Genomic DNA, 22621 nt, shown 5'->3' on the forward strand with positions numbered 1-22621 from the left:
GCGGACAGGAGTGAATGACATGAAGTTTGCCATCGCGGCCGCGGCGCTGGGATATATCGGTCTGGCCGCCTTTACGCCGGCGACGGCGCAGAATGCCGCGCAGGGCGGTGTGCTGGTGATCTACGGTACGCAGAAATGCCCGACCAACCCCGACGGCGACGAAGTGGTCGTCTGCGTGCGGCGCAAGGCGAGCGAGCAGTTCCGCATTCCCAAGGAATTGCGCGAGCTGGAGATCACCCCCGAAAATGAGAGCTGGGCCGTGCGCGCCACCGCCAACGACAATGCTGGCGCGTCGGGTATCGGCAGCTGTTCCACGGTCGGGCCCGGCGGCGCGAGCGGCTGCTTCTTGCAACAGGCCAACCAGACGCGGCGCGAGAACAAGAAGCGCGCGGCCGATACCAAGCAGGTCGAGGAATCGCTGCCCTGACGTGGCGGCGGTGATGCAAGGCGATCGCTTGAACCGATGACTGGAAGCTCCGTCGTACGCGGCCCGCACGGCGTAGCGATCGGGCTGTTCATGCTCGTCTGGCTATCGTGCATCTGGTTCGGTTCGAACGAGCTTAACCCCAACAATGCGACGCGGATGTTCGCGGCGGTCTCGCTGGTCGAAAATGGCGATGCCACGATCGACGAGTTCGAGACCATGACGGTCGACAAGGCGCAGTTCGGCAATCACCTATACATGGACAAGACGCCGGGCATGACGCTGATGGCGCTGCCATCGGTCTGGGCGCTCGACCGGCTGACCGGCGACAAGGCCAGCCGCTACCCGTACAGCATCTTCGACCCGCGTTTCGGCCGCTTCCTGCGCGAACGCCAGCAATTGGCCGTAGCGACCAGCGTGGCGGTGCTGATCGCTCTGGCCAGCGTGTTGCTGCTCGATCTCGCGACCGGGATCACGGGCAGTCCGCGTGCCGGGCTGGTCGCCGCACTCGGCTATGCGCTCGGCACCCCGGCCTGGGGATGGTCGACGACCTTGTTCGGCCATGCACCGGTCGGTGCGCTGCTGCTGATCGCCACCTGGGCGGTATGGCGCGGCACGAGCAGCGCGCAGGATCTGGCGCGCTGGCGCTACCCGCTGATGCTCGGTGCCAGTCTCGGCTGGGCGATCGTGGTCGAACTGCCTGCCCTCCTGCCGGGTGCGGTGATCGGCTTATGGGCGATCTGGCGCACGAGAGCGGTCGCGATGCCGCAGCGTCTGCACCTGGTGGCCCAGGCTGCAGTACCGTTCGTCGTCGCGCTGCTGCCGTTCGCGCTCTACAATCACCTCGCGTTCGGCGATTGGTTCAGGGTCGGCTATCAGGGCGTGGTCGGGTTCGACGGCATGCAGCAGGGGCTGTTCGGCCTGACCTATCCGCACCCCGACGTGCTGGCGAAGATCATTGCCGGGCCGGAGCGCGGGCTGCTGTTCGTGGCGCCGGTGCTGGTGCTGGCGCCGATCGGCCTGTGGCTGCTGATCCGCGCGCGGACGACCCGTGACCTGGGCATCATGGCGGCAGCATTGGTGCTGGTGGTCCTGCTGTACAATGCGTCCTATTTCTACTGGAACGGCGGCTATTCCACCGGCCCGCGGCACTCCATGCCGGCGATGGGGTTCCTGGCGCTGGGGCTGGCACCATTATGGGCGCAATGGGGCAGGAACGGCCGCCGGGCGCTGACCGTGCTGCTCGTCATCAGCATCTTCCTGAACCTAGTGATCGCGGCGACGGAAATCGCCGCACCGGCAGGCGCGCGCTTTCCGATCTACGATCCGATCCTCACCCGCTTCTTCCAGCTGGATATCCGCACCTTGCCCAGCGACTGGTGGGGCTGGCCGGCCTGGCGCGGCCTGGCGCTGTACCTGACATTGGCGGTGCCCGCTTTGTGGTTCCTGTTCCGCGCGACGAGCTTGTCGGAGCGTGCGCTCGGGGATACGATAAAGCCGGTCGCGTGACTGGCGAACGTGGATCACCACAAGGAAGCGCCGACCCTGAGCAGCGCCGTTCGCCTGGGCACCCCTCGATGACGAAGGAGTGTTCGCATGCCTGAACTATCCCCGATCCGCGTGGCTTTCCTGCTGTTCCCCAATGTCACGCAACTCGACCTGACGGCCCCGGCGCAGGTGCTCGCACGGCTTGGCAATACGACGATCGATCTGGTCGCCGCGACGCGGGAGCCGGTGATGAGCGATGCCGGTTTCGCTTTGCTGCCCACCGCAACGTTCGCGGATGCGGTGCAGCCCGACATTCTGTGCGTGCCGGGCGGGCAGGGTGTCGATGATGCGCTGCTGGATGCGGCGACGATGGCCTGGGTTGCCCGGGTCGCGCCGGGCGCGACGTGGATTACCAGCGTCTGCACGGGCGCGCTGCTCTTGGGCGCCGGCGGGTTGCTTCGCGGCTACCAGGCGACGACGCACTGGGCGGCGCATCAGTATCTCGCCGGGTTCGGTGCCGTGCCGGTCAAGCAGCGGATCGTGTTCGACCGCAACCGAGTCACCGGCGGCGGCGTGACGGCGGGCATCGACTTCGCACTGGCGCTTACGGCGGCGATCCGCGGCGAAGCGCATGCCCGGCTGGTACAGCTCAGCCTGGAATATGATCCACAACCGCCGTTCGACAGCGGTTCGCCCGAGCGCGCCGACGCAGCGACTCTGGAGCGCCATGCCGAGATGAGCGCCACGGCGTCTGCTCGGCGCGCCGAGCGGATGGCCGAAGCGCTACGCCGAATGACCTAGGGGCGCGCCTTCATGCCGTGCACGCGGTGCCAGATGTAGAAGCCGATGGCGGCCACCAGCACCACGCCGATGATCGCGTCCGCGCTGTGGAAGGCCGCTTTGACGCGCGGGTCGCTGTTCCATTTGTTGCCCAGCACCATGCCGACCCAGGCGAGGCCGAAGCACCATGGCCAGGAACCGACGAACGTATAGACGTGGAACGGCACCAGCTTCATGCGCGCGACGCCGGCCGGAAAGGCGATGAACGAGCGGATCACCGGCAGCAGCCGTCCGATCAGGATCGCGGAATTGCCGAACCGCGCAAAGAAGCGATCGGCCGCGTCCAGCTCGCCCGGGCCGATCAGCACGTAGCGGCCCCATTTCAGGATCGCCGGCCGGCCGCCGCGCTTGCCCAGTTCATAGGCCGGGATCGACCCCAGGTTGCAGCCGATCGCGCCGGCGGTTGCCGCCAGGTACAGATCGAAATGGCCGGTCGAGACCAGATACCCGGCAAACGGCATGATGATCTCGGACGGCAGCGGGATGCACGCCGATTCGATCGCCATCAGCAGCGCGATGCCAAGATAGCCGCCGCTCGAGATGACCCAGATGGTGAAGCCGGCCAGGATGCCCAGGATATGTTCGATCATGGGCGCGGTGGATGCGCGATGCGCTCGCCGAAGGGAAGGCGAAAACGTCGTGTGCCCTTTGGGGCGGGCCATGCGATGTTCAGCATGACGGAGCAATAACGGCAAGGTGAGCGATCGATATGCCCCCGCCGGTCCACGCCGCGACCGGATGACCGCCGCAGGCGGCGTGGTGCTGGTGCATCTCGCGATCGGCTATGTCCTGGTCACCGGGCTGGCACCTGCGCTCGTGGCGCAAGCGAGCGAAGCGCTGCAGGTGTTCGACGTGACCCTGCCGCCACCCCCCCCGCCGCTGCGTGTACCGAAACCGGCGCCGAAAGCGGCCGATCCGCGCAGGAGCGGTGCGGCTGCGCCGGCCGGCAAGCAGGCGGTTCCCACGGAGATCGTCGCACCGACGCTACCGCCACCGCCCGACCCGCCGCCGGTCCTCGCCGCGCCGATCGCCGGATTGGGCAGCGCGGCATCGGCCGGTGCCGCACCGATCGTCGGTCCGGGCACCGGCGGCGGCGGGGTCGGGCAGGGTACCGGCAGCGGTGGCTTCGGCACCGGGCAGGGCGGCGGCGGCCGGGGCACCTTCGCGCGCAAGGTATCCGGGCGGATCTACGATCGCGACTATCCGCGCTCGGCGGCGCGCGCAGGGATCGGCGGCACCGTCTGGGTGCGCTATGTCGTGACGGTGAAGGGCCGCGCGCAGGATTGTCGCGTGACGCGCTCCAGCGGCAATGTCGATCTCGACGCGGTCACTTGCCTCCTCGTCACGAAACGCTTCCGCTATCAGCCAGGCACCGATGCTGGCGGCCGGCCGATCAGTTCGGTGGTGGAGGAAGACCATGTCTGGGTGATCGACGACGACGAGGAGGCTCCTTGAAGCGCTCGATGGACGTCAGGCCGCGCTCACGCGCCCCGCCGCCATGCGCAGATCCTCGACGAAGCGCGCATATTCCTGCGCGCGTGCCGCTTCATCGGGCAGCCGCAACAGGAAGCTCGGATGCACCGTGATCCACGCTTCCCCACCGCCATCGGGCAATTCGATCGCGCGGCCGCGCTCGCGCCCGATCGTCACCACCCGCCCGAGCAGCGATCGCGCCGCTGTCGCGCCCAGCGCCACCGTTACCTGCGGCTTCACCAGCATCCGTTCCTGGTCGATCCACCAGCGGCATGCCTCGATCTCGCCCGCGCCGGGCTTGGAATGGATGCGTCGCTTGCCGCGTTGTTCGAACTTGAAATGCTTCACCGCATTGGTGACGTAGACCCGTGCGCGATCGATCCCCGCCTCGGCGATCGCCCGGTCGAACACTTGGCCTGCCGGCCCGACGAACGGCTTGCCGGCCAGATCCTCCTGATCGCCGGGCTGTTCGCCCACGAACATCAGCCGCGCATCGACCGGACCCTCGCCGAACACGGTTTGCGTCGCGTCCTTGTACAACGGGCAGCGGGTACAGCCAGCGGCTTCGTCGCGCAGCGCTTCCCAGGCCAGTTCGATATTGCCGCCCACTGCCTCGCGTGCGGTCGTGATCATGCCGCTCTCCCGTGCCTGTGCGCCGGCAATCAGGCCCGGTACCAACGCGGTCTCGGGCATGTTCTTCCAATATTTGCGCGGCATCTCCTTCAGCATCGCGCCGACCTTCACGCGCGCCGGATTGAAGATCGATGCATAATAGGTCTTCCACACATCCTCGATCGGATCGCCGCCCGGTGCATCGCTCTTCGCCGCCCCCGGTCCTTGCTCCAGTTTCTTGCCGTCCCAGTGGATCGAGATGGCCGGCGTCAGGATCGACCAGCGCATGCTGGCGAAACGATCGATGAAGAAGCCGGCATTGGCGCGCACGATATGATGATCGGGCTCGAACCAGGCGACAAAGCGTGGCGTGCCGCCCTCGTCCAGTTCGCGGAAGCGCAGGAACGCCCGCATCTTGTGGATGTCGCGGCGTACATCCTTGGCCAGCAGGTCCAGCCGGCGGAGCAACGGATCCGCGCGATCCTCCATCAACTTGGGTTCGGTACGTAGCCGCGTGAGCAATGTGTAGAGCAAGCTGAAGCGCGTCGGATCGCTGTGCAGCACGACGCTGCGCGCGAGATCGAGGAAGGCACGGGGGACGGAAAAGCCGCCGCTTGCGGCTGGGGCAGCGGGCGTATCGTCGCTGTCGTTGCCCGCGAATAGATCGCCGGGACCTTCGCCGACTTGCCACACCACGTCCGATGGCGGGACGGCCGCAGCCACCATTTCGCGGGCGGCGTCGCGCCAGCCGTCGAAATCGTCGTCTTCGGTGAGCGTTACTAGCCGCACCTAGCCGTTACCACAGCCTTGGTTGGGGGCTTCGTGGGGTAGGCGCGGCGCATACCCGTCGCGATCCCAGCCTGCGCTGGGATGACGCTGTCGGATAACGCTCACTCGCGCTCGTCGCTACCGGCGGGTTCGGCCTCGGCGCGTTCCAGTTCCTTGGGCTTGCGCTCCTCGAACACCTCGGCAAGTTTCGCCTCTTCCGCGTCCGACAATTCCTCGGCGGCGGCGGGGAACATCTCTTCCTCTTCCTCGCCGATATGGTGTTCGTAGCGGTGGCGCATCTTGTCGAACGTCTTGCGCCACGTGTCGCTGGACGAATCTAGATCGCTCAATTCGCCCAGAAAATCGTCGATTTCCTTGTGTTCGGAAACCGAGTGGCGAGCATCGTCGCGCAGATCGGGCTTGCCGAGCATCATTGCGTACAGGGATTCTTCCTCGGCAGCGGCATGAGCCGACACTTCGACGCGGAACACGTCGAACATCCGGTCGCGTTCGGCGTCGCCGGCGGCAGTGCTGGCGATCTGCGCGAGCAGTTCGCGGTGGCGGTCGTGATCGGCCTTGAGGTCGGCGAAGATGCGGGCGTCGGCCATATTGAGCTCCTGTGAAGTATCGGTTTGAACCGCTCATCCGCCAGGTTGTTTCTGTTGCGAATCGCTTTCACCTGTAGGCGACGGCGCAGCTCACCCGAACAGCTCCAATTGCTCCTTCTTGGGCGCCACGACCGGCCGCAGGTCGGCGCGATCGGAAAGCGCCACGGGCCGCCAATCGTCCGCGATCAGGAAAGGGCGGACCTTCGTGATCGAGGCAGTGAGCCGTCCGACATCGGCCAGGCTCAGCCGGCGCCAGCGCCGCGCCGCAAGGATATTGCCGACCGCCTTCACACCCAGCCCGGGCACCCGCAGCAGCATCTCGCGCGGCGAGCGATTGACGTCGACCGGAAAGTTGCCGCGAAACTTAAGCGCCCAAGCAAGTTTCGGGTCGATATCCAGCGGCAGCATGCCGGTCGATTCGTCGGCCGCAGCGACCACTTCCGCCGGCTTGTAATCGTAGAAGCGCATCAGCCAGTCCGACTGGTACAGCCGATGTTCGCGCATCAATGGCGGGCGCTGGAGCGGCAGGATCGCGCTGGCATCGGGGATCGGCGAAAAGGCCGAGTAATAGACGCGGCGCAACCCGAATCGGTCGTACAGCGACGATGCCTTCGTCACGATATCGCCGTCGGTTGCCGCATCGGCGCCGACGATCATCTGCGTCGATTGCCCGGCAGGTGCGAAGCGCGGCGCGGATTTGTAGCGCTTGCTGGCGTCGCCGGTATCGGTGATCGCGGTCTTCATGTCCTTCATCGCGTCTTCGATCCGCACTTCGGACTTTTCGGGAGCGAGCCGCTTCAATCCGGTGGCGGTGGGGAGTTCCACGTTGATCGACACGCGATCGGCATACAGGCCGGCCTGATGCACCAGTTCCGGATCGGCATCCGGGATGGTCTTCAGGTGGATGTAGCCGCGAAATTGATGATCCTCGCGCAAGCTGCGTGCGACCTCGACGATCTGTTCCATCGTATAGTTGGACGAGGCGATGATGCCGGAGGAGAGGAACAGGCCCTCGATATAGTTGCGGCGATAGAATGCTAGCGTGAGGTTGACGACCTCCTGCGCGGTAAAGCGCGCGCGGCGCACGTTGCTGCTCTTGCGGTTGATGCAGAAATGGCAGTCGAAGATGCAGGAATTGGTCAGCAGGATCTTGAGCAGGCTGATGCATCGTCCATCAGGGGCGTAAGCGTGGCAGATGCCCATGCCGCCATCGGTCGAGCCGATTCCCTTGCCGTCGCGCGAGGTACGTTTCGCCGTCCCCGACGAGGCGCAAGACGCATCGTATTTGGCCGCGTCGGCCAGGATTGCGAGCTTTTGCTGTACGTCGAGTTGAGCCATGCGTTCGGTATATGTTCCAACGCGGGCAAAGTCGAATAATCTTTGTTTTACATCGGCTTTGGACCGCGCCAGCCGATCGACCCCGCCGGCTTACCGGCAGGGTCGGTCACCTTCAGAACGGCAGCATGCCGAAATATTTGAGCACGCCCAGCGCCACGATCAGCACAGTGATGGCGAGGATGATGTTGGCGATGTTGAAGCTGCTCTTGGCGACGACGACGCGTTCGTCGCTGTTGATCTCGGACATGATGGTCTCCCTGGTTGTGCGAGGATCAACCGGCAGCCGGAAAGGTTGTTCCGTGTGGGAAATGAATAAGGCTCGGGTCGCCTCCAGCCGTCACCCCGGACTTGTTCCGGGGTCTGCCGTGCCGCAAGGGGAGTACGAAGATGGGCGGGGCAGCGGAAGCCGCCGGAGTGACGAACCGAATGATTGGGGATGGCGATGAACGAGACCGACCATAGCCGGCGCGTGCCGTACATCGTCCTCGGGATCACCTGCCTGCTCGGCTATATCTTCAAGGCGCATTGCGGCGAAGCCTGGGTGAACGGCATCCAATATACCAGCGGGTGCTACAGCGATGCGGTGCCGTTCTGGGGGTTGCGCGGCGTGGCGGCAGGGCAGATGCCCTATTTCGAGGCACGGATGGAATATCCGGTGCTGACCGGCGCCCTGATCTGGATCGAAGGCGCGATCACGCGGCTGGTGCGCGGCTCTGCTGCCGATGCCGCCGACTTCCTGTTCGTGGTCAGCGCCGTCAACGCCGCGATCGCCTTCCTCGTCTTGTGGTTCATGGAACGCGCCGGGGTCGAGCGCCTGCGGCGGTACGCTTGGGCCGCCGCGCCCCCGCTGATCCTGTATCTGGGGCATAATTGGGACATGCTGGCGGTGGCGCTGGCAGTGGCGGCAATGCTCGCGGCGCGGCGCGGCGCCGCGACGAGGGCGGTGCAACTCGCCGCGATCGGCACGGCGGCCAAGCTGTTCCCGGTGCTGATGTTGCCGCTGATCGGTCTGGCCGCGCTGTTCCGGCGCGATGCGGCGTGGCGCGACCGCTTGCTCGCCAGCGCGTCGTTGGCGCTCGCCGCGATCCTCGCCTGGGGGGTGGTCAACCTGCCGGTCGCGTGGCTGGCCTTTGCCAATTGGTCGGAATTCTACGCTTTCTCCGGCACACGCAGCGGCACGGCCGCATCGGTCTGGGAACTGCTCGCCACGTTCGGGGTGCGGAACACGCCGATCCCGCTCCGCAACATGGCGAGCTTCGCCGCCTTTGCGATCGGGGCAGCGGCGATCGTCGGCTTTGGCTGGCGGCGGCACCGCGACCATCTGTGGCTGCTGTTCACGCCGGTGCTCGCGTGGTTCCTGCTCACCAACAAGGTCTACTCGCCGCAATTCGATCTGTGGCTGTACCCCATGCTCGTGTTGACCAGCTATCGGCTATGGCCGTTGCTGTGGTTCGCATTGGGCGATGTGGCGGCCTATTTCGCCGAGTTCTGGATGTTCGCCGGGATGGAGGGGCGCACGCCATCGGCAACGACCACCGACATCGCCATCGCGGCGGCTTTGCGGGGCGCGGCAATGTTGTGGATCATCGTCGCCGCGCTGCGCCAGCCGGCGCCGGCCTGGGTGGCTAGAGTGTGATGATGTTGGGCCAACTAATCCCCGTTCGTCCTGAGTAGCCCCTCCGACTGCCTGCAAGGGCAGGCGCTCAGGACAGGCATCGCGTAGCGCGAAGCGCGTATCGAGAGGGCAGGCGATACCGCGCTCCAAGGTGCTTCGATACGAGCCCTCGATACGCCCTGCGGGCTACTCGGTCTCTACTCAGCACGAACGGGTAGAAGTCACGAACGGATCAAGAGAGAGAGCATCATGCTCTATGCCGCCAGATCCTGTGCGCGCTGCAGGTCGACCGAGACCAGCCGGCTAATACCCTGTTCGATCATCGTCACGCCGAACAGGCGGTGCATGCGGCTCATCGTCACTGCATTGTGCGTGACGATCAGGTAGCGCGTCTTCGTCTCGTGCGTCATCGCGTCGAGCAGGCCGCAGAAGCGCTCGATATTGGCGTCGTCGAGCGGTGCATCGACCTCGTCCAGCACGCAGATCGGGGCGGGGTTGGTGAGGAACAGGCCGAAGATCAGCGCGACCGCCGTCAGCGCCTGTTCGCCGCCCGACAGCAAGGTGAGCGACTGTAGCCGCTTGCCCGGCGGCTGGGCCATGATCTCCAGCCCCGCCTCCAGCGGATCGTCTGAATCGATCAGTTCGAGATGCGCCTGCCCGCCGTCGAACAATTTGGTGAACAGCCGTCCGAAATGCCCGTTCACTGCCTCGAACGCGGCGAGCAGCCGCTGCCGCCCCTCGCGGTTGAGCGTGCCGATCGAGCCGCGCAGCCGATGCACCGCAAGGCCCAGTTCCGCGCGCTCGGCGGCGTTGCCGCTGCTGGCCGCTTCCAGCTCGGCCAGTTCGCGTTCGGCGACCAGATTGACCGGCCCGATCCGTTCGCGTTCCGCGGTCAGGCGCTCATGCACGCTCGACTCGTCGACCGGGCCGCGCACCGTTTCGGCGGCGAAGTTCAGCCGTTCGGGCAGCACCGGGGCGGGGCAGGCGAAGCGTTCGCCCGACAGGCGGCCCATTTCGACGCGCCGCGATTCCTGGTTTTCGGCGCGGGCCAAGGCACCGGCGCGGACCTCGCGCGCTTGCGACAGCGCTTCGCCGGCGGTGCGTGCGACCGCCTCGGTCTCGCGCACGAGATCTTCCACGGCACGTTCAGCCTCCCGCGTGCGGTCCGCCTCGACGCGAGCCGCCTCGTGCGTCGCTTCCAGCGCGGCGATCGCCGCATCGAGCGCGGCGGGCCGGTCGGCCAGCGCTTCCGCATCGCGCTTGAGGCCCGCTGCGCGCTTGTCCATGTCGGCGATCCGCCGCGCGGCTTCCCCGGCGCGGGCACGCCAGCCTTTTGCCTCGCCCGATCCGCTGGCCAGGCGATCGCGGTCCTGCGCCAGGCGATGCTCCAGCGCCGCACGATCGGCACGCGCGGTGGCGATCATCCTCCGCCGCGCCTCGGCCTGGGTAGATAGCAAGACGACGCGGTCGCACGTCGCATCGCCGGCGGGAAGCGCGGCTTGCGCTGCAGCGGCGCGATTGGCATCGCCGCGCGCTTCGGTCAACTCGGCGGTGGTGCGGTCGCGCCGTACATCGAGATCGGCGCGCAGGCGCTCGATCCGCTCCAGCGCGGTGGCGGCGCGATCTTCCGCCCGGGCGGCCTCGCGCATGGCGCTCTCCGCCCGCTCCAGCGATCGCCGCGCTTCGGCCGCGAGCCGCTTGGCCTCGGCGATCGTGCCATCGATCCGGCCGAGCTCCGCCTCCGCCTGCTCGACCGCGCTGATCATCGCAGGCCGCATCGCATCGATCTCGCGCAGGCGATTGAGCCGCTCGAGCCGCTCCGCCGCCGCGGCACCACCCGATCTGGCGATGAAGCCGTCCCAGCGGCGCATCACGCCGTCGCGAGTCACCAGGCGCTGGCCGACGGCCAGTTGCTGGCCGCGATCGGTGTCGACGACGAAGACCTGGCGCAACCGCCGCGCGAGAGCCTCGGGTGCTGCGACATGCCCGGCCAGAATGGTCGCATCGGACGGAGCGGGCGGATCGGCCGCCGCGGCCTCGGCACCGCCCCAGAAGCGGTCGGCGCCGGCATCGAGGCCGGCCTCCAGGTCGTCGCCCAAGGCGGCGGCAAGCGCGCGTTCGTAGCCGGGCTCTGCACGCAGGCGATCGAGCACCCGGTCGCGACCGGAACTCTGCGTCGCGCGGCGCAAGGCTGCGGCCTCGCTGTCGAGTGCGGACAGATCGGCGCGGGCGGCGGCGCGCGCCGATTGCGCGGTGTCGCGGGCTTCGCCGCCGCGGCGTTCCGCTGCATCCGCCGCCGCCAGCGCGGTGCGGGCCGCGTCCGCCTCGGCCAGCGCCTCGACGCGCGCCGCCACCGCCCGCGCGCGCTCGGCCAGCAGCGGTGCGGTGTCGCCGATCGCCGCCGCTTCCGCTTCGAGACGCGCCAGATCGCGCGTGCTGCGCTCCAGCCGCGTGTGCGCCGCCGCCACCGCTGCCGCCGCGACACGCGCTTCGGCGGCTTCGCTCGCTTGTGCCGTCAGTCCCTGTGCCAGCGCGACCTCGGCATCGCGCCCTTCGCGCTCCGCGGTGGCCAAGGCGGCATCCATCGTCGGCATCTGCCCGGCCGCGTCGGCGATGCGCAGCTCCAGCGTCTTCGCGTCCGCCGCCAGCCGCGCCAGCGCGTCGGCGGCGTCATGCGCCAGTGCACCCTCGCGGTCGCGATCGTCGGCCAGCCGCGCGATGCTGTCGGCGAGCGTGCGCAACTGCCGATCCATATCGGTGCGCTCGGCCCGCAAGGTGGTCAGCCGATGCCCCGCCTCGCTCGTTGTATCGCGTGCGGCGAGTGCCGCCGCCCGCGCATCGGCGAGTCGGTCGATCGCCTGCTGCTGGTAAGCCGCCGCCGCACGCTGTGCCTCCGCAGTCTCGCCGACGCGGGTCTCGGCCGCCGCGGCTTCGATCTTGGCGACGTCCGCGGCGGCGGCCGCATCGCGCCAACGCGCGAAGATCATCCGCGCCTCCGCAACGCGGATCTGATCGGACAAGGTGCGGTAGCGCTCCGCCTGTCGTGCCTGCCGCTTGAGCGCGGCGGCGCGCGCATCCTGATCGGTGATGACCTCGTCGAGCCGCGTGAGGTTCGCCTCGGTCGCGCGGAGTTTCTGCTCGGCATCGCGGCGCCGCACGTGCAGCCCGGCAATGCCCGCCGCTTCCTCCAGCATCGCGCGGCGCTCGGCGGGCTTGGCGGCGATCACCGCGCTGATCCGGCCCTGGCTGACCAGGGCCGGGCTATGCGCGCCGGTCGCGGCATCCGCGAACAGCAAGGCGACATCCTTGGCGCGCACGTCGCGGCCATCAATGCGGTAGGCCGATCCCGCGCCGCGCTCGATCCGGCGGACGATCTCGGTCTCCTCCGCCTGGTCGTCCTCGATCAGCATCGAGACTTCGGCGAACTCGCGCGCGGGCCGGGTCGCGGTGCCGGCGAAGATCACGTCGTCCATGCCGGCGCCGCGCAGCGACCGGGCGGACGTCTCGCCCATCGTCCAGCGCAGCGCCTCCAGCAGGTTCGATTTGCCGCACCCGTTCGGGCCGACGATCCCCGTCAGCCCGGGTTCGATGCGCAGATCGGCGGCGTCGACGAAGCTCTTGAAGCCCGACAGGCGAAGCCGCTTGATCTGCACAGTCTAGGGGTTACGCCCCGCCGCCCTTCAGCGCCTGTTCGACCTGCGGCCAGCTGACCGCGCCCTGCAGGACCTTGCCGTTGAGGAAGAAGGTCGGCGTGCCGCTGACGCCCATCTGCGAGCCGGCGTCCATATATTTGACCAGAGCCTCGATCTGCTTCTGGTCGGACAGGCAGGCGCGTGCCTTGGCCTCGGGAATACCGCGCTGCTTGACGAAATCGATATAGCCGAGCTTCTCGGCCCAGGCGACGGAGACGATGGCCGGCGATTTGCCCGCCATGGATTGCTGGAACTGGCCGGCATCCTCCATCTTCGTCAGGATCTGGGGCTGGGCGGCGAACATCTGTTCAAGCAACGGGAAGAACACCGCGGTGCCGGCGCAGCGGCCGAGCAGCGCCGGCGCGAAATCGGGCGCGCCGTGGACCAGATATTCGCGGAACTCGTACGATACCTTGCCGCTCTTCACATAGGTGTCGATCAGCGGCTTCATGCCGGTATTGGCGAACGCGCCGCAGGTCGGGCACAGGCGCGAGCCATATTCGACGAGCTTGAGCGCGGCGGCGGGATTGCCCATCACGAAGCCGCCTTCCTCCGTCTGCGACACCGTCTGGGTCCAGTCCTGACCGGCAGGCGCAGGGGCGGCGGCGACCGGCGCGGCGGCGGTGCCGTTGTTGGTGGCGGTGCCATCGCCACAGGCGACGAGCGCGATCAGCGGCAGGATGGCGCAGGCAATACGAAGCTTCATGTCGGGCTTACTCCAGGGGGATTATTTGGCGCCGGCGGCACGCAGGATCTTTTCGAGACCGGCCCAGTCGAGGCCGGCATAGGGCTTGTTGTTGACGACGAAGCTCGGCGTTCCGCCGGGTGCCGGTGCGGCCGCGGCGCTGATCGCCTTCCAGGATGCGTCGCTCATCACCGCCAGCTGCAGCAATGCGGCATCATCGTCGAAACAGGCCTTGAGCGCCGCATCGCCGATGCCGCGGGCATGGGCGATGTCGCTGAGGCCCGATCCTTCGGCAATCGCCCGCAACCGGGCATTGTTCGAATAGATCGTCATGCGCTGGCCATTGACCTGTTCGAAGCGCAGGCCGCGCGGATACCAATCCTCCTGCGTGGCGAACAATTGCTCGCTGATCGCGGGAAAGGCGGCGGGGCCGCCGCAGCGCGCGATGGCGGTGGCGGCGAGATCGACCTTGTCGCGCGTGGCGTGGCGCAGTTCGACGCGGGTCGAGCCCGAGCGGATGAACTTGCCCTTGAGCGTGGCGGCGGAGGCGGCGGAATAATGCGCGCAATGGCTGCACGTGTAGCTCAGATATTCGACCAGCTTCACCTTGGCCGCCGGGTTGCCGATGACATAGGCGCCCGCCGCCGTGCGGTTGACCGTCCTGGTCCAATCGCGGGGCGCAGGCGCGGCGCCGATCAGCAGCGGCAGGATCAGGCAGGCGAGCAACTGGCGGATCATTCGTCGGTTCCGATGGCGGGGGGGCTTACAATTACGGGCGTGCCGCGCGAGGCGGCGACGCCAGCGGCCAGCGCTTCCAGCACGGCCTTGAGTTCGGGATCGGCGATCGTGCGCAGGCTGGCGCCGAGATCGACAGGCACGGGTTTGAGCGACGGCGGCGCGGCGCGCGGGCGCGGGGCCGGCACATCGCCTTGCCGCATCTGTACGCGCGCGATTGCCGCATAACCGAAGAAGCGATTGACGCGGTCGATGATCTCGGGCGCGATATGCTGCATCATCGTGCCGTGCGCGCCGCGCACCACCAGGTTCAGCGTGCCCTCTGCGCGCTTGCCTTGCGGGAAGCGGATCGATTCGGGCGCCGAGACACCCGCATAGCGCTCGCCCACGATCTCGCCCCAGCGCGTGACGACCGCGCTCTGCACGAAGCCGAATCGCCGGAACGCCGCGCGGCCGGCATCGGGCAGCAGCTCGGCCACGCTGCGCGCACGGCCGCCGCGCACATGCTCGGGCTGGGGGGGAGGAACGGCGCGCTTGCTCATCGCGGTACCCATGCCATAGCGGCGCCGTGCCCGCAAAGCCCCGATCCATCTCTGCTGCATTGTTGGCCTGGTACGATGCGCACGCCCGCATCCTGCCGTGGCGCGCGCCACCGGGCGAGGCGGCGCCGGACCCGTACCGGGTATGGCTGTCCGAGATCATGCTGCAGCAGACCACGGTCGCCACGGTGCGCCCGAAGTTCGAGATGTTCACCGCCCGCTGGCCCGACTTCGCCGCGCTGGCCGCGGCGGACGAGGCCGAGGTGATGACCGCCTGGGCAGGGCTCGGCTATTATGCGCGGGCGCGCAATCTGATCGCCTGCGCCAAGGTGGTCACGGCCAGCCATGGCGGCCGCTTTCCCGACACCGAAGCCGAGCTGCGCGCGTTGCCCGGCATTGGCGACTATACCGCCGCTGCGATCGCCAGCATCGCGTTCGGCGAGCGCGCGGTGGTGGTGGATGCGAACGTCGAGCGCGTCGTGGCGCGGCTGTTCGCGATCGACCGGCCGCTGCCGGCGGCACGGCCGGCGATCCGCGCCGCCGCCGACCCGATCGTGCCGGACGTGCGCTCCGGAGATTTTGCGCAGGCGATGATGGATCTGGGCTCCGGCATCTGCACGCCGCGCGCGCCCAAATGCCTGGCCTGCCCGCTCAACCGCGATTGCGACGGCTTCGCCAGCGGCGCACCCGAAGCCTATCCGGTGAAAGCAGCCAAGCCCGCCAAGCCGCAACGCTACGGCACGATCTTCTGGGCCGAGCGCGGGGGTCAGGTGATGCTCGTCCGCCGCCCGCCGCAGGGGCTGCTCGGTGGGATGCGCGCGCTGCCGACGGGTCCGTGGACGGACGTTGCGCCAGGGTTGGCCGACCCGCCGATGGAGGCCGACTGGCGCTTGCTGGAGGGCACGGCCTCCCACGTTTTTACGCACTTCCGGCTCGAACTGGCGCTTGCCGTGGGCGCGGTAGACAGGCATTCGAACGCCGGCGAATGGTGGCCGATCGCCGATCTCGAATCGGCGGGGCTGCCGACCGTTTTCGCCAAGGCCGGGGCCGCCATTCGGGGGCTGGGATCAGGAGAGTGACATGAAGTCCTTCAAGCTGTTGGTATCGGGCGGAGCACTGGCCATGGTGATCGCGGGCGCCGGCCTTGCGCAGCAGGCCGCGCCGCGCAGCCAGGCGATGCCCCGTCCCGCGCCGCAAGCCGGGCTCAAGCCGCAGCGCGATCCGATCACCGCCGTGCCGTCGTTGCTGCCCAGGACGCAGGCAGTGCTCGACGGCTATGTGCGCGACAACAAGATGCCCGGCATCGTCGGCGCCTTCGGCGTGGCCGACATGCCGACGATCTTCCTCTCGGCCGGCAAGATCGCCGACGATGCCGGCGCGGCCAGAGCAGGACCGGACAGCCTGTGGCGCGTCTATTCGATGACCAAGCCGATCACCGGCATGGCGGCGATGATGCTGGTCGAGGATGGCAAGATCAAACTCGACGATCCGGTGAGCAAGTTCATCCCGGCGTTCAAGAACATGACGGTGGTCGATGGCCCCGACAGCCTGAAGAGCCACCCGGCGGCGCGGCCGATCACGATCCGCATGCTGCTGACGCACAGTTCGGGCCTCGGCTACAACATCATCACCAAGGGCGCGCTGCTGGGCGAATATAACCGGCTCGGTATCAACCCGGCGCAGGTCAACAACCAATTCGAGGCCGAAGCACGCAAAGTGCGCCCGGCCACGCTGGAGGCGTTCGCCAACGCCGTCGCCAGCGTGCCTTTGGTCTACGAACCCGGCACCAAATGGAGCTATTCGATCGGGCTCGACGTGATGGGCCGCGTGATCGAGGTGGCATCGGGCATGAGCTTCGACGGCTTCGTGCAAGCCCGCATCTTCAACCCGCTCGGCATGAAATCGAGCTATTGGACGGTGCCGCAGAGCGAGATCCCGCGCTTCGCCACCAACTATGCCTTCACCAAGGCGAGCATGGCGCAGATCAACCCGGCGTTCGACACGTCGAAGATGGACGCCAAGGCGCGCATGCCGCTCGATGCGGCGGCGACCTCGGTCTGGCTCAAGCCGCCGAGCTTTCCTTATGGCGGCGCGGGCCTCGTCATGTCGGCGCGCGATTACGACACCTTCCTGCACATGCTGCAGAATTACGGCGAGTTGAACGGCCGCCGCGTGATGAAGGAAGAAACCGCCAAGCTTGCCATGTCGAACCTGCTGCCGGCGGGCGTGACCTTCTCCGGCACGGTAGCCAGCACCGGCGGCAACACGGCGGGGCCGAAGATGGGGTTTGGCGCGGGTGGCTCGGTGTACCTCGAGGATTTCCCGGGTGGCGCGGGCAAGGGCACGTACGGCTGGGGCGGGGCCGCGGGCACGGTCGCCTTCGTCGATCCCGGCCGCCGCGCGCGCGGCACGATCATGGTCAATTACTTCCCCGGCGAAACCTATCCGCTGCGCGCGGAGGTGTTGCCGGCCCTGCTTGCCGATCTGTCGCTGCACCGTCAGTGATCGGCTTCACCGGCAACACGCTCGACCGCGCCGATACCCTGCGTCACGACGCCGCGGCCTTTGCCGCCGCGGCGAGCGACTGGCGGGCGCGGCTGCTCAAGCTTGACGGGTTGATGCCGGACGTATCGGACGAAGGACGGCTGGCCTGGACTTCGCTTGCCGACCTGCCCGACGATGCCGTGCCGATCCTGCTCGGGCTGGATGAGGGGCGGCCGCATTTCACCGCCTTCTTGCCGGGTTTCCAGCCGAGCAGCGCACCGGCGATGCGCAGCCCGGCGCTGATGGCGATGCTCGCCAGCCTCGCCCCGGGCGAGGCGGCGATCTATGCCGCCGCGCGCAGCCTGATCGACTGGCATGCGCGGCATGGTTTCTGCGCCAATTGCGGCACGCCGACCGACGTCTTCCGCGCCGGCTGGGGCCGCAAATGCCCCAATTGCGCCGCCGAGCATTTCCCGCGCGTCGACCCGGTGGTGATCATGATCGCCGAACATGACGGCCGTGCGCTGCTCGGCCGCGGCAAGAACTGGCCCGCGGGGCGATACTCGGCCTTGGCCGGTTTCCTGGAGCCCGGCGAGTCGATCGAAGAAGCGGTGGCGCGCGAGATCCACGAGGAGGCCGGCGTGCGCGTGGCGCAGGTGCGCTACATCGCCAGCCAGCCCTGGCCGTTCCCGTCCTCGCTGATGATGGCCTGCGTGGCGGTGGCAGAGGACGATGCGATCACGCTCGACACCAACGAACTGGAAGATGCGATGTGGGTGCCGCGCGAGATGGTCCGCGCGGTGCTGGCGGGGGAAGAGGGACCGTTTCTCGCGCCGCCGCCTTACGCGATCGCGTACACGCTGCTGACGGAGTGGGCGAAGGGGTAGCGCCGGCGGCCTGAATCCTCCCCCTGGCGCGGGAGGATTGAGTGGGGCGGAGGCTCCACGGAGAGCGGGTCGCTAGTGCCTGCCGTTGGCGTGCAGCCCCGCGGCCTCTTGCGGGCGCGGCTCCCGTCGCCGCCGTGCCGGCACCCGCGCGAGTGCCTGGCGTTCGATCGTTTCCAGCTCCGCCAGCGTCTCGGCGATCGCCGTGCGTTGGCTCTCGAGCAGCTCGATCCGCTCGCGGCAGCGTTCGGCAAGCGCGCGCATCTGCTCCACATGCTGCGGATCGGCGTCGTAGAGGTCGAGGAACTCCTCGATGTCGCGCAGTGAAAAGCCCAGCCGCTTGCCGCGCAGGATTAATTGCATGCGCGCGATCTGCCGCTTGGTGTAGACGCGGATCGCGCCGACGCGGCAGGGCGTGATCAGCCCCTTATCCTCGTAGAAGCGCAAGGTGCGCGGCGTGATGTCCAGCATCCGCGCCGCCTCGTTGATACCGGTCATATCCTCTTGCTCGGTCATCCGTCCCCCTTCGAGCGATGCGCGTCGCCGATCTTACGGCAAGTGTCGGCCATCGTCCTTTTGGATCGCTTGGCCAATCATCGTTCGGCTACAAGTGTCGCGCATTTCGCAGGCGCCGGGAAGCACCTTCTTGCGCCGTTATTCACCGCAAAAAGTGCTGTGGATCGGACAGGAGTGTTGACTTGTACGCCAACGTTTCTACGGCGAGCGTTAGATGCCGTATACGTCAACTAACTCGCGCTTTGAGCCGTGAGTTCCGGCGTAGAACAAGACCGTACCGTCACACGGCATAGGCACGATTGGTGGCCGATATGCCCGCATAGCCGGGCGGGAGAGGATATAGATGTCGATAATGATCGTCGCCGCATTGCTTGCCGGCGCCCCCGCTTCTGCCGACACGGTGCTCGGCCGCTGGAAGACCGAAACGCACAACGCCATCGTCGAGATCAGCCGCTGCGGCGCCTCGATATGCGGCAAGGTCGTCACCTCCGATGCGATCCGCGCCAACCCGGCGATGAAGGACAGCAAGAACGCCAATGCCGCACTGCGCAACCGCCCCGTGCAGGGCATGCTGATGCTGAACGGCTTCAAGCATGACGGCGCCGGCGTGTGGAGCTCGGGCCAGGTCTACAATGCCGAGGACGGCAAAACCTATAGCGGCAAGATCACGCCGCTGGGCGCGAACCAGCTCAAGCTGCGCGGCTGCGTGTTCTTCCCGCTGTGCAAGACCCAGACCTGGACGCGCGTGCGCTGATCGTCCGCCGTTCCATTTTACCTAACCCCAATATCCAGAAAGATTACGTCATGTCGTTCCGTACCAAGGCCCCGTTGCTGGCCACCGCTGCGCTCGTCTCCGCTTTCGGCCTGCAGGGCACCGCCCATGCCAATGCGTTCTACCTCGAGGAGCAGTCCGCACGTGGCGCGGGCCGTGCCTTCTCCGGTGAGGGCGCCGATACCGGCCCCGATTCCCTGTGGTGGAACCCGGCGGCGATCGCCGGCATCGAAGAGAATAGCGTGTCGATCGCTGCGTCTGCGATCCTGCCCAAGGGCGACGTGGTCGACAATGGCACCGTGATCCGCCGTCCGGGCCAGAACTTCGTGCCGATCACCGGCAACCGCCTAGCACGCGATCCGATCAACAATGGCGTGGTGCCGAGCGGCTCGTTCGCCTTCCGCCTGGGCGACCGTGTCGCCGTTGGCATGGCGGTGACCTCGCCGTTCAGCTTCACGACCAACTATGACGCCGACAGCTGGACCCGCTACAGCGCGGACAAGACGCGGCTGCGCACGATCGACGTGCAGCCGTCGATCGGCGTGGTGGTGACCGATTGGCTGCGTGTCGGTGGTGCGCTGAACGTCGAATATACCGATGCGACGCTCAGCAACGCGCTGCCCAACATCCTGGCCAGCCAGGCCGATGGCCGCCAGGAACTGAAGGGCGACGGCTGGGACTTCGGCTGGACCGCGGGCGTGCAACTGCACAACGATTTCGCCACGGTCGGCATCAGCTACAAGTCGAGCATCGAGCACACGCTGAAGGGCGATCTCAACGTCACCGGGCTGGTCGGTCCGCTTGCGGCGGGCAACGAATCGCTCTCGGGCGTCAAGGCGCGGTTCAACACGCCGGGCCAGGTGATCGTCGCCGGCCGTTTCCGCGCGACGCAGGCGCTGACGCTCAACGCGCAGGTCGTGGCCTATAGCTGGAACAAGTTCGACACCATCGATCTCGGCGCACCGGTCAACCAGCAGATCCCGGAGAACTACCGCGAGAGCTGGAGCCTGGCGGGCGGCTTCGATTACGCCGTCACCCCCAAGGCGACGTTCCGCGCCGGTGTGAAGCGCGCCGTGACGCCGACCCAGGACACCCAGCGCGACGCGCGCGTGCCGGATGCCAACCGCTGGGTCTATGCCGCCGGTGGCAGCTATCAGCTAAGCCCCCGCTTCGGCATCGACGCCGGCGTGAACTATGTCGACTTCTCCGACGAGACGATCGATCGCCCGACGATCGCCGCCGGATCGACGATCATCACCAACGGTCGGCTCGAGAATGCGCACGCCGTGGTGTTGTCGCTTGGCGGCCGGTTCAGCTTCTGAGAAATTGGGGGGCGGAGCGTTGCTTCGCCCCCCACAGCACACCGTCATCCCGGACCAAGTCCGGGGTGACGTTTATACCGCGGGGTAAATCTCAGCCCCGCGCGCGCGCCTGGCGATACGTGCCCAGCACGCGCACCCATTTCGAGTGGAAGCCCAGCTCTTCCAGCGCGCGGTCCAGCCCGGCTTCGCCCGGCCGCCCCTCGACATCGGCATAGAATTCCGTCGCCGCAAACGTGCCGCCGCGCTGATAGCTTTCCAGCTTGGTCATGTTGACGCCGTTCGTGGCGAAGCCGCCCATCGCCTTGTAGAGCGCGGCGGGCACGTTCTTCACCTCGAAGATCAAGGTCGTCATCCACGGGCCATCGCCGACCGGCGCATGCCCGGCGCGCGCCAGCACCACGAAGCGGGTGGTATTGTGGTCGGCATCCGCCAGCCCCTCGGCCAGCAGGTTGAGGCCGTAGATCGCCGCCGCGCCCGGGGGCGCCAATGCCGCCACCTTGGCGTCGCCGAGCTCCGCCACGACAGCCGCCGCGCCGGCCGTATCGGGATAAGCGATTGAGGTGATTCCGTGCTCGCGCAACCAGTGCCGGCATTGGCCTAGCGCCTGCGGATGGCTCATCGCCTCGCGTACGTCATCGCGCGTGCCGACGCCCATCAAGGCGTGCTTGATACCCAGGAAATGCTCGCCGGTGATCACCAGGCCCGATTCGGGTAGCAGGAAATGCATGTCGGCGACGCGGCCATGCAGCGAATTCTCGATCGGGATGATCGCGCAATCGGCGCGGCCATCGCGCACCGCATCGATCGCATCGGCGAAATCGAAACAGGGCAGCGGCAGGCCGTCGGGAAACGCCCCGAGTGCGGCGACATGCGAATTGGCGCCGGGCGCTCCCTGGAACGCCACTGCCCGATTTGGCTCGGCCGCGGCGGCCTCGGTCATGCGTGCGACGATCGGGCGCGCGGGGGCGGCGAAATTCTCCATGAAGGGCGAGCGCTTAAGCGCCGCTTGCGGTGCGGGCAACGCGAATCTAAAGGAAGCCGACTTTTGCGAACAGGTTGGGGCTGAGGATGGACAATCGGACGAACACGATCGCGGGCTGGGTGCTGGCTGGTTGCGGCGCGGCGCTGGGGCTGTCGATCGTCGGCGGCATGATGTTCCACGACGATCGTCCGGAAAAGATGGGCTACCCAATCGAGGGCGTCGAAGAGGCAGGCGGCGAGGGCGGCGCGGCCGAGGTGCCGATCGCCACGCTGCTGGCGACCGCCGATCCGGCCAAGGGCGCCGACGTGTTCAAGAAATGCGCCGCCTGCCACACGATCGCGCAGGGCGCACCGAACGGTATCGGCCCGAACCTGTACGCGACGCTGGGCGAAGGCATCGCGCAAGGCAAGGCGGGCTTCGCCTTCTCCGATGCGCTGAAGTCCAAGGGCGGCAAGTGGGATTTCGACACGATGAGCGCGTGGCTGACCAGCCCGCGCAAGTTCGCGCCGGGCACCAAGATGACCTTTGCCGGCATCGGCAACGGGCAGGACCGTGCCAACGTGATCGCGTATCTGAATTCGATGGGATCGAACCTGCCGCTGCCGACCGCACCTGCCGCGACGAACGGTGCACCGGCCGTTCCAGCCGGTGGCAACGAGGGCAAGGCGAGCGGCGACGCCGATCCGGGTGGCAAGGCCGAACCCTCGACCGACGATCTGTCGAATAAGGCGACACCGGCCACCGGCGCACCGTCGATCGATCCGGCGGCGAAGGTTCGCGGCTCCAAGTAGGAATGCCGCGGCCTTGCCGTTCCCCGGCCAAGGCCGGCTTGGTTGGGAAGGTG

The 22621-nt window shown here is 67.5% G+C and carries 22 protein-coding genes and 1 riboswitch; of the genes, 11 read left to right on the forward strand and 11 right to left on the reverse strand.

The window, feature by feature from the left end; genetic code table 11:
* Positions 1 to 19: 19 nt before the first annotated feature.
* The 3 genes from NV382_RS15915 (at position 20) to NV382_RS15925 (ending at position 2713) form a co-directional block, all read left to right on the forward strand.
* On the forward strand, positions 20 to 427 hold the full coding sequence (locus NV382_RS15915) for a hypothetical protein (RefSeq protein WP_260597687.1): 408 nt from the start codon (positions 20 to 22) through the stop codon (positions 425 to 427).
* Between the two features lie 36 nt (positions 428 to 463).
* Positions 464 to 1933 (forward strand): hypothetical protein, encoded by a 1470-nt coding sequence (locus tag NV382_RS15920; RefSeq protein ID WP_260597688.1) that lies wholly within the window; start codon positions 464 to 466, stop codon positions 1931 to 1933.
* Positions 1920 to 2000: riboswitch (ZMP/ZTP riboswitch) on the forward strand. Its footprint overlaps the gene before it by 14 nt.
* A 20-nt stretch (positions 2001 to 2020) precedes the next feature.
* Positions 2021 to 2713: a DJ-1/PfpI family protein gene (locus NV382_RS15925; protein WP_260597689.1), complete on the forward strand. Its 693-nt coding sequence runs from the start codon at positions 2021 to 2023 to the stop codon at positions 2711 to 2713.
* On the opposite strand, the gene NV382_RS15930 is transcribed toward NV382_RS15925, so the two are convergent.
* Complete coding sequence (locus tag NV382_RS15930) at positions 2710 to 3342, reverse strand: DedA family protein (protein ID WP_260597690.1); 633 nt, start codon at positions 3340 to 3342, stop codon at positions 2710 to 2712. The genes NV382_RS15925 and NV382_RS15930 overlap by 4 nt on opposite strands.
* Before the next feature lie 106 nt (positions 3343 to 3448).
* On the opposite strand from NV382_RS15930, the gene NV382_RS15935 reads away from it, so the two are divergent.
* Positions 3449 to 4207: an energy transducer TonB gene (locus NV382_RS15935; RefSeq protein ID WP_260597691.1), complete on the forward strand. Its 759-nt coding sequence runs from the start codon at positions 3449 to 3451 to the stop codon at positions 4205 to 4207.
* Between the two features lie 15 nt (positions 4208 to 4222).
* On the opposite strand, the gene NV382_RS15940 is transcribed toward NV382_RS15935, so the two are convergent.
* From NV382_RS15940 to NV382_RS15955, 4 genes are all read right to left on the reverse strand, one after another.
* Positions 4223 to 5626 (reverse strand): UdgX family uracil-DNA binding protein, encoded by a 1404-nt coding sequence (locus NV382_RS15940; protein WP_260597692.1) that lies wholly within the window; start codon positions 5624 to 5626, stop codon positions 4223 to 4225.
* 101 nt (positions 5627 to 5727) lie between these two features.
* Positions 5728 to 6213, reverse strand: a complete 486-nt coding sequence (locus NV382_RS15945; protein WP_260597693.1) for a hemerythrin domain-containing protein — start codon at positions 6211 to 6213, stop codon at positions 5728 to 5730.
* Between the two features lie 90 nt (positions 6214 to 6303).
* Entirely contained in the window at positions 6304 to 7551 is a 1248-nt protein-coding gene (locus tag NV382_RS15950) for a putative DNA modification/repair radical SAM protein (protein ID WP_260597694.1), read from the reverse strand.
* A 112-nt stretch (positions 7552 to 7663) separates the two neighbouring features.
* The gene (locus NV382_RS15955; RefSeq protein WP_260597695.1) at positions 7664 to 7798 is read right to left on the reverse strand and encodes a hypothetical protein; all 135 of its coding nucleotides are present in this window, start codon (positions 7796 to 7798) and stop codon (positions 7664 to 7666) included.
* Between the two features lie 195 nt (positions 7799 to 7993).
* Between NV382_RS15955 and NV382_RS15960 the strand changes: the two genes are divergently transcribed.
* Positions 7994 to 9187 carry a hypothetical protein gene (locus NV382_RS15960; RefSeq protein ID WP_260597696.1) on the forward strand — a complete coding sequence of 398 codons (1194 nt, stop codon included), beginning with the start codon at positions 7994 to 7996 and terminating at the stop codon, positions 9185 to 9187.
* Positions 9188 to 9420: 233 nt separating this feature from the next.
* Here NV382_RS15960 and smc read toward each other — a convergent pair whose 3' ends face one another.
* From smc to NV382_RS15980, 4 genes are read right to left on the reverse strand one after another with little or no spacing between them, the layout of a single operon-like run.
* A complete protein-coding gene (gene smc / locus NV382_RS15965) occupies positions 9421 to 12819 on the reverse strand; it encodes a chromosome segregation protein SMC (RefSeq protein ID WP_260597697.1) in 3399 nt (1132 codons plus the stop codon).
* Between the two features lie 10 nt (positions 12820 to 12829).
* Complete coding sequence (locus NV382_RS15970) at positions 12830 to 13564, reverse strand: DsbA family protein (protein WP_260597698.1); 735 nt, start codon at positions 13562 to 13564, stop codon at positions 12830 to 12832.
* 21 nt (positions 13565 to 13585) lie between these two features.
* Positions 13586 to 14281 carry a DsbA family protein gene (locus NV382_RS15975; RefSeq protein ID WP_260597699.1) on the reverse strand — a complete coding sequence of 232 codons (696 nt, stop codon included), beginning with the start codon at positions 14279 to 14281 and terminating at the stop codon, positions 13586 to 13588.
* Positions 14278 to 14832, reverse strand: a complete 555-nt coding sequence (locus tag NV382_RS15980) for a DUF721 domain-containing protein (protein ID WP_418066800.1) — start codon at positions 14830 to 14832, stop codon at positions 14278 to 14280. Before NV382_RS15980 ends, NV382_RS15975 begins: the two co-directional genes overlap by 4 nt.
* A 47-nt stretch (positions 14833 to 14879) precedes the next feature.
* Between NV382_RS15980 and NV382_RS15985 the strand changes: the two genes are divergently transcribed.
* Genes NV382_RS15985 through nudC form a run of 3 tightly spaced genes read left to right on the forward strand, consistent with a single transcriptional unit; the run spans position 14880 to position 18188 of the window.
* Positions 14880 to 15896: an A/G-specific adenine glycosylase gene (locus NV382_RS15985; RefSeq protein ID WP_260600448.1), complete on the forward strand. Its 1017-nt coding sequence runs from the start codon at positions 14880 to 14882 to the stop codon at positions 15894 to 15896.
* 1 nt (position 15897) lies between these two features.
* Positions 15898 to 17322: a serine hydrolase domain-containing protein gene (locus NV382_RS15990; RefSeq protein ID WP_260597701.1), complete on the forward strand. Its 1425-nt coding sequence runs from the start codon at positions 15898 to 15900 to the stop codon at positions 17320 to 17322.
* Positions 17319 to 18188, forward strand: a complete 870-nt coding sequence (gene nudC, locus NV382_RS15995) for an NAD(+) diphosphatase (protein WP_260597702.1) — start codon at positions 17319 to 17321, stop codon at positions 18186 to 18188. Before NV382_RS15990 ends, nudC begins: the two co-directional genes overlap by 4 nt.
* Before the next feature lie 72 nt (positions 18189 to 18260).
* On the opposite strand, the gene NV382_RS16000 is transcribed toward nudC, so the two are convergent.
* Positions 18261 to 18701 carry a MerR family transcriptional regulator gene (locus tag NV382_RS16000; RefSeq protein ID WP_260597703.1) on the reverse strand — a complete coding sequence of 147 codons (441 nt, stop codon included), beginning with the start codon at positions 18699 to 18701 and terminating at the stop codon, positions 18261 to 18263.
* Positions 18702 to 19044: 343 nt separating this feature from the next.
* On the opposite strand from NV382_RS16000, the gene NV382_RS16005 reads away from it, so the two are divergent.
* Together NV382_RS16005 and NV382_RS16010 are read left to right on the forward strand one after the other, a co-directional pair.
* The gene (locus NV382_RS16005) at positions 19045 to 19455 is read left to right on the forward strand and encodes a DUF2147 domain-containing protein (protein ID WP_260597704.1); all 411 of its coding nucleotides are present in this window, start codon (positions 19045 to 19047) and stop codon (positions 19453 to 19455) included.
* Between the two features lie 50 nt (positions 19456 to 19505).
* Positions 19506 to 20795: an OmpP1/FadL family transporter gene (locus NV382_RS16010; protein ID WP_260597705.1), complete on the forward strand. Its 1290-nt coding sequence runs from the start codon at positions 19506 to 19508 to the stop codon at positions 20793 to 20795.
* A gap of 91 nt (positions 20796 to 20886) precedes the next feature.
* On the opposite strand, the gene NV382_RS16015 is transcribed toward NV382_RS16010, so the two are convergent.
* Positions 20887 to 21777, reverse strand: coding sequence for a prephenate dehydratase (locus NV382_RS16015; RefSeq protein WP_260600449.1), 891 nt, complete (start codon positions 21775 to 21777; stop codon positions 20887 to 20889).
* Between the two features lie 86 nt (positions 21778 to 21863).
* Here NV382_RS16015 and NV382_RS16020 point away from each other — a divergent pair, with 86 nt between their 5' ends.
* The gene (locus NV382_RS16020; protein ID WP_260597706.1) at positions 21864 to 22568 is read left to right on the forward strand and encodes a c-type cytochrome; all 705 of its coding nucleotides are present in this window, start codon (positions 21864 to 21866) and stop codon (positions 22566 to 22568) included.
* Positions 22569 to 22621 lie beyond the last annotated feature (53 nt).

Origin of the sequence: Sphingomonas endolithica, assembly GCF_025231525.1 — a bacterium.
Lineage (GTDB): Bacteria > Pseudomonadota > Alphaproteobacteria > Sphingomonadales > Sphingomonadaceae > Sphingomonas > Sphingomonas endolithica.